This window comes from bacterium, from assembly GCA_035505375.1.
GTDB lineage: Bacteria > Hydrothermota > Tepidihabitantia > Tepidihabitantales > Tepidihabitantaceae > UBA2258.
This window is the reverse complement of record DATJQV010000017.1, coordinates 1-9,942: the sequence shown is the minus strand read 5'-3', so window position 1 is coordinate 9,942 and position 9,942 is coordinate 1. Positions and strand designations below refer to the sequence as shown.

Genomic DNA, 9,942 nt, shown 5'->3' with positions numbered 1-9,942 from the left:
GAGACCGACCGCGCAGTCGAGCTCCTGCGGCGCTGCACTGAACTGGCCCCGGCCAAGACCAACGCCTATGTCGCCCTCGGCTTCGCTTTTGCCCGTCGCGGCGAGAATGCCGCAGCCAAAGCCAACTTCGCCAAGGCGCTTGAGCTTGAGCCGGACAACCCCTATGCCCTGCGCAACCTCGGCGGCCTCCTCGGCAGGGAAGGCGACTACGACAAAGCGATAGAGCTACTCCAGCACGCGCTCGAAAAGCTGCCCGATGACCCGCTCTCACTCTACGGCCTCGGTCTCTGCCTGTTCAAGAAGGAGCAGTTCGAGGAAGCGGACAAGTACCTCAGACGCTATGTCGCGCTCGGCAAGCTGCCCCAGACCGAAGACGCCAAAGAGATGCGGCGCGAGATACTCAATCGCGACCTTCATCAGCAGGGCTTGCGGCCCGATGCGGTCTTCTACTGCCTCGGCGCACTGGAGCTGTTCAAGGGCAAGCCGGACGAGTACGTCCGCGAGGTCACGTTCGAGATCGGCCTGCTCGGCCGTTCCGGCCTCGACGTCAACAACCCGGACCGCAAGTACCGGCTCAAGAGCCTGCCTGGGGAGTTCAGCGGCCTGCACCTCGTCAGCATCATGTACGTCGGCTTCCGCCGGATAGACCCCAGCGTCGACGTCGGCATGGACTTCGCCCGCGAATACGTCGCCGCCCGCAACCTGTTCGACTCGGGCGGAGTGCCCGGTGCTTGAACTGAGCGAGCCGGTGCGCGCCATCATGGCGCGCGTGAGCGAGATTACCGGCAAGGGCTTCGACCTCGTGGAGAAGAAAGACCTCGTGCCGCACGCCGCCATCAAGTTAGCCCGGCACGGGATGTCCTCGCACCTCATCCACTACCGGTCCGTGCGCGGCGGCATCCTGAATCACCTCATTGCCCACGAATGCGCCCATGCCATCAGAATGTACTCCGTGCCCGAAGAGCGCAGGCTCGTGCCCGCATCCAACCGCGAGACAATGACCGCGGCCCTCAAGCCGATGCTCGCAGACATCGAGCGAATCAGCCGCACCATTCAGAGCGACAAGGCGCCGGAGTACTTCAATATGCTGTACCACGGACTCGTGCGGCAACTGACCAACTATCCATCGGACATCGCCATCGAAAAGTGGCTGTACGACGAATACCCGGCCTTGCGCGAAGACCAGATGCAGTCGCTGCTCGGCCAGCGCGACGAAGCTGCGCAGGCCCTCACGCCGAGAGTCCGCGACTTCACGCCAGGAAAGATATACCAGGCAGCCAACGTGATGAACTACACGTTCTTCAAGCTGCTGGGCGAGCATACGGCAAAACCCTTGCTTGGACGCTTTGCTAGTGCCGGCTTCGAGGACCAAGGCAACGCGCTGGCCGCCGTGACGGCGCAAGGCCCATCCGCCACCTACGAAGACGACATCGCCATGGTCAACCGCTGGGCCGAGTTCCTTGGGCTTAGAGACTGGTTCACGTGGGTCGGCTTCGAGCATGTCCAGGACGGCTATGCAACAAGCTGATGGCAGGAGGACGGTCGCTCGGACCTGATGCCTTGATGAGCAGGAAGCCCGCTGCAGTTGGAGCCAAGGAAGCCACCGCCCGCATCAAGATAAACAAGTTGCTTGAGGACGCCGGTTGGCGCTTCTTCGCATCGGAGAAGGGTCCTGCCAACATCTGCCTGGAACCCAGCGTGACAATCACGACAACCGTCCTCGATGCTCTTGGGAACGACTTCGAGAAAACGAGCAAGGGTTTCATCGACTTCCTGCTGCTCGACTCCAGAGGCTTCCCGCTACTCGTCCTAGAGGCCAAGTCCGAGGACAAGAACCCGCTCATTGGGAAGGAGAAAGCACGTAAGTACGCACGGGGTTTTGACAGCCGCTTCGTGATACTCTCCAACGGGAACCTGCACTACTTCTGGGACTTGGAGCGCGGTAACCCATACATAATCACAGCATTCCCGACCCCTGACTCTGCCATGAGCTACAGGCAGACCTCGCCGGACCCGCAGCGCCTGGTCTCGGAGCAGGTGGACAAGGATTACATCGTCCTCACCCAGCGACCGCAGTACAAGAGCGAAGCCGGCTGGCTGAATGAGGCCGAACGTGAGAACTACGTCAGGGTGAACAAGCTCAAGTTCCTCTGGGACTTCCAGTTGCGTGCCGTCCACAAACTCCAGGCCGACGCCAATGAAGGGAAGGACCGCTTTCTTTTCGAGATGGCCACCGGCACGGGCAAGACTCTTACGGCTGCTGCCGTCATCAAACTGTTTCTCCGCACCCGCAACGCTCAGCGCGTCCTGTTCCTCGTTGACCGCATAGAGTTGGAGGACCAAGCCAAGAAGCGTCTGAAGGAATTCCTGTCGGCCGACTTCCAAACTGTGATCTACAAGGAGAACCGCGACGACTGGCGACGTGCAGAAATAGTCGTGACGACTGTACAGTCGCTGCTTTTCAACAACAAGTACCAGCGCCTGTTCTCGCCGACCGACTTCGACTTGGTCATCTCGGACGAGGCGCATCGGTCCATCGGCGGCAATGCCCGTGCCGTCTTCGACTACTTCGTTGGGTACAAGCTTGGACTGACCGCCACGCCCCGCGACTACCTGCGTAGCTACGAGAAGACCGACCCGTCCGCCAGGGACCCGCGTGAGCTGGAACGCCGGCTCCTGCTCGACACCTATCGCACGTTCGGCTGCGAGAGCGGGATACCGACATTCCGCTATTCACTGATGGACGCGGTGAAGGAAGAGCACTTGGTCAAACCCACAGTGGTGGACGCCCGCAGCGAGGTAACGACGAGGCTTCTCTCGGAGCAGGGATTCGTCGTAACCTTCACAGACGACGATGGCGAGGACCGACAGGAGGCCTTCAAGCGGCGAGAGTTCGAGAAGCGGTTCTTCTCTGACCCGACCAACAAGGCGTTCTGCAAGGCTTTCCTGGAAAACGCGCTGTCCGATCCTGTGAGCGGCGAGATTGGTAAGTCGGTCATCTACTCAGTGAGCCAAGACCACGCCGCCAAACTGGTGCAAATCCTCAATGGGATGGCTCACCGTATGTTCCCGGGCAAGTACCAGTCGGACTTCGCCGTGCAGGTAACATCGCGTGTCGACGATGCCCAGCAGTTCACTATCAACTTCGCCAACAACAACCTGCTTGGCTCGTGCAACTTCATGCCGACGTATCACACAAGCAAGGCCCGCGTCTGCGTGACGGTCGGCATGATGACCACGGGCTACGACTGCACCGATATCCTCAATCTCGGGCTCTTTCGTCCAATCTTCTCACCGACTGACTTCATCCAAATCAAGGGACGCGGCACGCGCAAGCATGACTTCCGCGAGCAGCTTCTCGACGAGAGCTTGAAGGCAGAGGTGAAACAGCCAGAGAAATCCACGTTCAAGCTCTTCGACTTCTTTGCCAACTGCGAGTATTTCGAGAATGACTACAACTACGACCAGGTGCTGAAGCTGCCCGCGCCCAGATACGCCGGCAGGGACCACGGAGATGGGAGTCCGACCGTCACCGCCGGCAGCTACGAGTACCAAGGGGATGACTCCATCGTCTCCGTCAGGGAAGAGGCCATTGGCCCCGAGGGGATGAAGATAGACCGCATGTTCTTCGATAGGTTCGGCGAGACCGTTCGTGGCGATGACTTCATAGCCGCTGCAGTTGATGCTGGGCAGTGGGACCGCGTCATTGACTACGTGAACCGCGAGGTCTTCGACAAGCCCGAGGAATACTACTCGCTCGACAAGTTACGCAGGGCCGCAGCCGTGGACCGGCGACTGACTCTGCGCGAGATACTCGAAAGGGTGTTCGGCTTCATACCGCGCTTCAAGACCAAGGACGAGCTGCTGGAAGAGGAATTCGCCAAGTTCGTCGCCGACTACAAGCCGACTGAAGCAAAGGCCATCCCGGCCATCAAGAACTACTTCAAGGCGTATGTCACGAGCGACCGGGTTCGCCACATCATAGACAACAGGCAGTACACCGACCTGGCCACGAACCCGGTGTTCTCTACCCGTGACTACAGGGCCGTGCCCCAGAAGTACCGCGCTCTTATTCCGGAGTACGTCAAAGACTACGTTTCCCTGAACCGGTTCGCCGCTTAAAGGAGAGCCATGCTCGACACCGAAACCAAACGCCGCATCGACACAGCCCGCGACATCCTCGTCGGCAAAGTTCCCGACCCCAAGTCCCAGGTCGAGCAGATTACGATTGCCCTCATCTACAAGTTCATGGATGACATGGACGCCGAGAGCGAGGAATTCGGCGGCGAGCGCAAGTTCTTCGCCAAGGAGTTCGCCCGCTACGGCTGGGCCAAACTCATGCGCTCCGGGCTTGGTGGTCACGAAATCCTTAACCTCTACGCCGAAGCCATCGCCAAGATGCCGGAGAACCCAGGCATTCCTCCACTCTTCCGCGACATCTTCAAGAACGCCTACCTGCCGTATCGCGACCCAGAGACGCTTCGGATGTTCCTCAAGGTCATCGACGAGTTCGCCTATGACCACTCTGAGCGCCTGGGCGACGCCTTTGAGTATCTGCTCTCCGTCCTTGGCTCCCAGGGCGATGCCGGACAGTTCCGCACCCCGCGCCACATCATAGACTTCATAGTGGAGATCATTGACCCCAAGAAGACCGAGACCATGCTTGATCCTGCCTGCGGCACCGCGGGATTCCCGATCTCCTCCTACAAGCACATCCTCAGGGCCAACACCGACGCCAAGGGCAACAGCACCCTGACACCGGAAGAAAAGGGCCGCCTCGCGCAGAACTTCACGGGCTACGACATTTCGCCCGACATGGTGCGCCTGTCGCTGGTGAACCTCTACCTGCACGGCTTCGCCGACCCGCACATCCATGAATACGACACCCTCACCAGCCAGGATCGGTGGAACGAGTACGCCGACGTCATTCTGGCCAATCCGCCATTCATGTCGCCGAAAGGCGGCATCAAGCCGCATAATCGCTTCTCGGTGCAGTCCAAGCGCAGCGAAGTGCTATTCGTGGACTACATGGCCGAGCACCTCACGCCAACCGGCCGCGCCGGCATCATCGTGCCAGAGGGTATCATCTTCCAAAGTCAGACCGCCTACAAAGACCTGCGGAAGATGCTCGTGGAAAACTACCTTGTCGCCGTGGTATCGTTGCCGGCGGGTGTGTTCAACCCATACTCAGGGGTGAAGACCTCAATCCTCATCCTCGACAAGTCGTTGGCAAGGAAGACCAATGCCATCGCCTTCTTCAAAGTCGAGAACGACGGCTTCGGCCTCGGCGCCCAGCGCCGCGAGATTGACAAGAATGACCTGCCGCAGGTCCAAGCCGAGATTGGCGAATACCTGCGCCGCCTGCGCGCGGGCGAATCAGTTAAGGACTTCCAGTCCCCACTGGGCCTGATCGTGACAAAGGAGAAGATCGCCGCGAATGGCGACTACAACCTAAGCGGCGAGCGGTATCGGGAGGGCGGCGCTGACACTTCACACTGGCCGATGGTTCCACTTCTGACTGTTGTCGAGATTGAGAGCGGTTCGCGCCAGAAAGGCGGCGCCATTGAGTCCGGCATCCCAAGCATAGGTGGCGAGCAGATCGACGTGAAAGGAAAGATCCGCTTCAACAAGATGAAGTACATCTCGGAAGAACACTTCCGCGGGATGACAAAGGGTGTTCTTCGAAGCGGCGATGTTCTCGTCGTCAAGGACGGCGCGACCACTGGGAAGACCGGCTTCTTCACGCATGACATGCCTTCAGCCGTGAATGAGCATGTGTTCATTCTTCGGGCCAGAGAGACTATTCAGCCCTACTACCTCTATTGCATCGTCCGGTCAGAAGCCTTCCAACGCAAACTCCGGCCGTTCATCAAAGGCATCATTGGAGGGATAAGCCTCGAATTCACTGGCATCACTATTCCCCTGCCACAGATGGAGGTGCAGGAGGAAATCGTGGCGGAGATCGAGAGCAACCAGAGAATCATCGACGGCGCCCGGGCCATCGTCGACAACTATCGCCCCCATGTTCCCATTGAGCCCGATTGGCCGATGGTGGAGTTAGGAGAGATCATTCAGGAGAAGCCGAAGAACGGCTACTCTGGAAAGCCGGTTGACCGCACTACCGACCTCAAAGTGCTGGCGCTCAGCGCTACCACGTCTGGCAGACTCGACCTCACCAAATGCAAGTACTTGGATGAGGACATTCCGCTCGATTCTCCTTATCGTTGCAGGAAGGGGGATATCTACCTGCAGCGCGGCAACACCGCCGAGCTAGTCGGCACCGCCGCGCTATTCGATGTCGAGGAGGAGGATTTCATATATCCCGACCTTATGATTCGGGTGCGGGCAGACCAGCGGAAGACCCTACCTCAGTACCTGTTAGTCGCGCTGCAAAGCGAGCCAGTGCGCGCGTACTTGAAGCGGAACGCTGTTGGCACTGCGGGGAGCATGCCGAAGATCAATCAGGACATCGTAGAGAGAATTCCCCTGAGGCTCCCGCCTCTTACCACGCAGCAAGCCATCGTCGCCGAAATCGAAGCCGAGCAGGCCCTGGTCGCCGCCAACCGCGAACTGATCGCCCGCTTCGAGAAGAAAATACAGGCCACCCTCGCCCGCGTCTGGGGCGAGAAGGAACCGGCACCGGCTGGCAGGTAGGTAATGGAGGAAGCTGCCAGGCTGCTGGACTACCTACCGCTCTCCTACAAGAACCGTGGCGAGCAGGACTATGTCGCCTTTCTATGGGACGCCTTCCAGACGAACTACGAACACGAGAAGTACCAGTTCGCATTCCTAGCCTACCATATGCTGACCATGAGCTTCGTGTACTTCAACATCTGGCAAGTCAAACAGGCGCGGCCGGGTGATTTCGAGAAAGGTCTCATAGGACTGGCGGTCCACGAGAACGCTCTCTTGAAGGCGACCTCGCCGTTCGTGTTCAGCATCGTGCCTGAGAGCACGATGCTGCGCTTCCTCAAGCTCGTCGCATGCGACAGCAGCCGGATCGGTGCTTTTGCGAAGTTGGTCAGAGACCGCAACGATACAGCCCACGCCAACGGCAACGTCTTCTACAGCACACAGGCGGCTCTGGACTCAAAGATCGGCGAAGTACTTCGCTTCGTAGCCGAGATACAGGAGCACTCGGCACCCGTTGTCCTGCAGATATACGGCAACTTCCTGTTCGACAACTGGGACCGAGAAGCGCGGGAGTATCCAGACGACAAAGACCAAATAAGGGAAGTCCTTTTGCACAATGACTACTTCTCGCTGGAAGACCTGCGGCTGTGCCGTGGATTAGATGTGGATTCCCTGCCGGATTCGAATTCGCGTACTGAGCAGGAGAGTCTTCACAGAGCCTGCATGGCGATGCTCGACGACATCGACCTTTGAGGCACGAACAGAGGCAATGGAGCGCAGGTCGGCCGAGTTAGAGGGAACGGAGGCGCGATGAAGCTCATAAAGAAGCCAGGTTCAGGAATACGGTCTATCTCGAAGGTCCTGCGAGACTCCCCAAAGGTGATCTCCAAAGCCGTCTTCTTCGATATTCCCCACAACACCACTCAAGGGGATGTTCGACTGATGGTGGGTCGCTTCGACAAGAAGAGCGGCCAACCTGTATCATCGGCGCCGAAGACCAAGATGACGTTCTACACCGACGAGTTCAACGAGTTGTTGACCTTTATCTCCGACAACTACGAGCCATTCAAGGCGGGAGTCCGAAACTACATTCCGATTAACTCGAAGTTCGACCCTAATAGCCTAGTGCACCTGAGGGCCGTGCTGAACGACCCTGACAAGCGGAAGGTTCTCAGCTTGATTGACGAATGGGACCTCGTGCCCGAGGATGTGGCACGCGGCCTGGAGTTTCGCAACCGGTCCAAGGCCGTCGAGGCCTTTGAGAGAATGGTCAATGACGCATCACGGGAACACGATTGGCAAGTCTGGTTCACCCGCAACGACTGGGTGCTGGGCAGCGAGTTCGTCAGAATCCTTGATGATCGTCGAATCGACACTGAGAATGTAGCCGACTTCCTCATGCAGGCTTATGACGGATTCGTTGACATCATCGAGATCAAGAAGCCCGCGCCGGACCTGCCTTTCTGGCGCGAGCGAAGCGCGGACGTGCACCCGGTCCCTTCCAGCAAGCTCACCGAAGCAATCACTCAGTCTGCCAGGTACATTCACGAGGTCGAGAGAAGGGTGAACGACCTGCAGTTCTTCAAGAAGCACAGCGAGGTGAAGGCAGTCAAACCGCGGTGCGTCCTCATATTCGGCCGATCCGACGATTGGGGCGACGAACAGCGCGAGGCGTACCGTATCCTGAACTCGTCGTATCACAACCTTACCATCCTTACTTACGACCACGTGCTTGCGAGAGCGAGGCGCATTCTCGAACCGGCCGCCGAACGTGAACTGACCAAGTCTGAACTCGATGACATTCCCTTCTAGGGCGAATCCAAGGTGTCCGCGCAACCCTTGGCTGAAGGAAAGCATGACGCCACTGCCGAGGAAGTCCCGGTGACTCAATTGCCAATTCCTGACGCGCGGCGGGGATGGTCCGATGACGCGATTGCGATTGTCGAGGGCCGGGCGAGATGACCATACGCCTGATGTCCGGAATCAACAAGGCCATCTTCGTTAGCCAGCTCAAAGCCGGTCTTAAGAAGCTGACTCGGGTGAGGTAGATAGCAATGCCTGACGGAACCGGCGGAGATTCCTGCCGTGGAAATAAGGGACAGGCAACCTATTCCGGGGAGATTTAGGACATCTTAGAGAACGCCGCCCGCCCACCCAACTCATGGCAGATTCTAGATTGACGATTGCAGATTGGCAGAGCCGACAGCAGTTTGACACCATCGTCCGCGAAGCCTAGAATCCCCTTGTGACTGAACGACAGAGCGGGCGCAGCCTGAGACCCGACCACGACGAGACGCCCAGTACCACTGAGCAGCAGCGGATGGTGGCGAAGTCGTCAGTTCCGAATTTCCTCAACCCTGCGCTGGAATGGCGCCGCATCTTCGCTGAAACCTGGGGCACATGCCTGCTCGTGCTGGCCGCCACCGGCGGCACCGTGATTGCTGCCAGAACGAGCAGCAGCGTGAGTCCGGCCGTGCTGGCGATAGCGCCGGGTTTGATGGTCGTGGCGATAATCTACACGATGGGCGCGGTGAGCGGCGCGCACCTGAACCCGGCCGTGACTGTCGCGTTCGCGCTGCGGCGCAACTTCCCGTGGCGGCGCGTGCCCGGCTACGTGCTCGCCCAGTTGGCGGGTGGTATCGCCGCGTCGCTCCTGCTCCGAGCCCTGTTTGGCCCCGCCGGTAATCTGGGCGCGACCATGCCGTGTGCCGGCATCGGGACGGCAAGGGCCTTCGCAATCGAGGCGCTGCTAACCGCCGGGCTCGTCAACGTCATCCTTGGAACTGCATCCGGCGCGCGGAACATCGGCACCAACGGCGCTATCGCGGTCGGCGGCTATGTCGCCCTTGCCGGCGTTCTGGCCGCACCGGTCTGCGGCGCTTCGATGAACCCGGCGAGGTCGTTCGCCCCGGACCTGGTGCGAGGAAACCTGTCCACAACCTGGATATATCTGGTCGCGCCGCTTGTGGGAGCGGCAATCGGCGTCGTGTTCGAGACCATCCTCAAGGGGCCGCCCACCGCTGCCGGAACGACCGCCGCGCAAGGACTGCTCGGGGACCAGGAAGACTCAGCCGGAGATTCCTGAAGCGCAGGACCCGGAGAAACGGCGACAGTCCGGAAAACGGGGACTGTCCCTTCGCAGGGCCCCGTGCGACTCCCCGGGACTGTGGGGCTGTTGAAAAAGTCTTGACACCTTTCTGATGGCTAGTGCGTCAAAGAAGTAGTGACGCCCAACCGAAAGGACACCCCTGACAATGGTAGGTAATCAGGATCGCTGGTGCGAGGACATCTTCGTCGCCTGTCCGCTAC

The 9,942-nt window shown here is 59.3% G+C and carries 7 protein-coding genes; all 7 read left to right on the top strand.

Annotated features, from left to right (window positions below):
- The coding region (locus VMH22_02995) for a tetratricopeptide repeat protein (protein HTW90654.1) at window positions 1–735 on the top strand (735 nt) is incomplete at its 5' end.
- Entirely contained in the window at window positions 728–1,528 is an 801-nt protein-coding gene (locus VMH22_02990; GenBank protein ID HTW90653.1) for a hypothetical protein, read from the top strand. The genes VMH22_02995 and VMH22_02990, both read left to right, overlap by 8 nt.
- A gap of 35 nt (window positions 1,529–1,563) precedes the next feature.
- Window positions 1,564–4,122, top strand: coding sequence for a DEAD/DEAH box helicase family protein (locus tag VMH22_02985; GenBank protein ID HTW90652.1), 2,559 nt, complete (start codon window positions 1,564–1,566; stop codon window positions 4,120–4,122).
- A 9-nt stretch (window positions 4,123–4,131) separates the two neighbouring features.
- Complete coding sequence (locus VMH22_02980) at window positions 4,132–6,654, top strand: N-6 DNA methylase (GenBank protein ID HTW90651.1); 2,523 nt, start codon at window positions 4,132–4,134, stop codon at window positions 6,652–6,654.
- A 3-nt stretch (window positions 6,655–6,657) separates the two neighbouring features.
- Complete coding sequence (locus VMH22_02975; GenBank protein HTW90650.1) at window positions 6,658–7,386, top strand: hypothetical protein; 729 nt, start codon at window positions 6,658–6,660, stop codon at window positions 7,384–7,386.
- 57 nt (window positions 7,387–7,443) lie between these two features.
- The gene (locus tag VMH22_02970; GenBank protein ID HTW90649.1) at window positions 7,444–8,445 is read left to right on the top strand and encodes a Shedu anti-phage system protein SduA domain-containing protein; all 1,002 of its coding nucleotides are present in this window, start codon (window positions 7,444–7,446) and stop codon (window positions 8,443–8,445) included.
- Window positions 8,446–8,878: 433 nt separating this feature from the next.
- Window positions 8,879–9,718 (top strand): aquaporin, encoded by an 840-nt coding sequence (locus VMH22_02965; protein HTW90648.1) that lies wholly within the window; start codon window positions 8,879–8,881, stop codon window positions 9,716–9,718.
- Window positions 9,719–9,942 lie beyond the last annotated feature (224 nt).

What these genes read in the sequence shown, in the direction of transcription:
- VMH22_02985 (HTW90652.1), top strand. Translation starts at nt 1,564, where the DNA reads ATGAGCAGGAAGCCCGCTGCAGTTGGAGCCAAGGAAGCCACCGCCCGC.
- VMH22_02980 (HTW90651.1), top strand. Translation starts at nt 4,132, where the DNA reads ATGCTCGACACCGAAACCAAACGCCGCATCGACACAGCCCGCGACATC.
- VMH22_02975 (HTW90650.1), top strand. Translation starts at nt 6,658, where the DNA reads ATGGAGGAAGCTGCCAGGCTGCTGGACTACCTACCGCTCTCCTACAAG.
- VMH22_02970 (HTW90649.1), top strand. Translation starts at nt 7,444, where the DNA reads ATGAAGCTCATAAAGAAGCCAGGTTCAGGAATACGGTCTATCTCGAAG.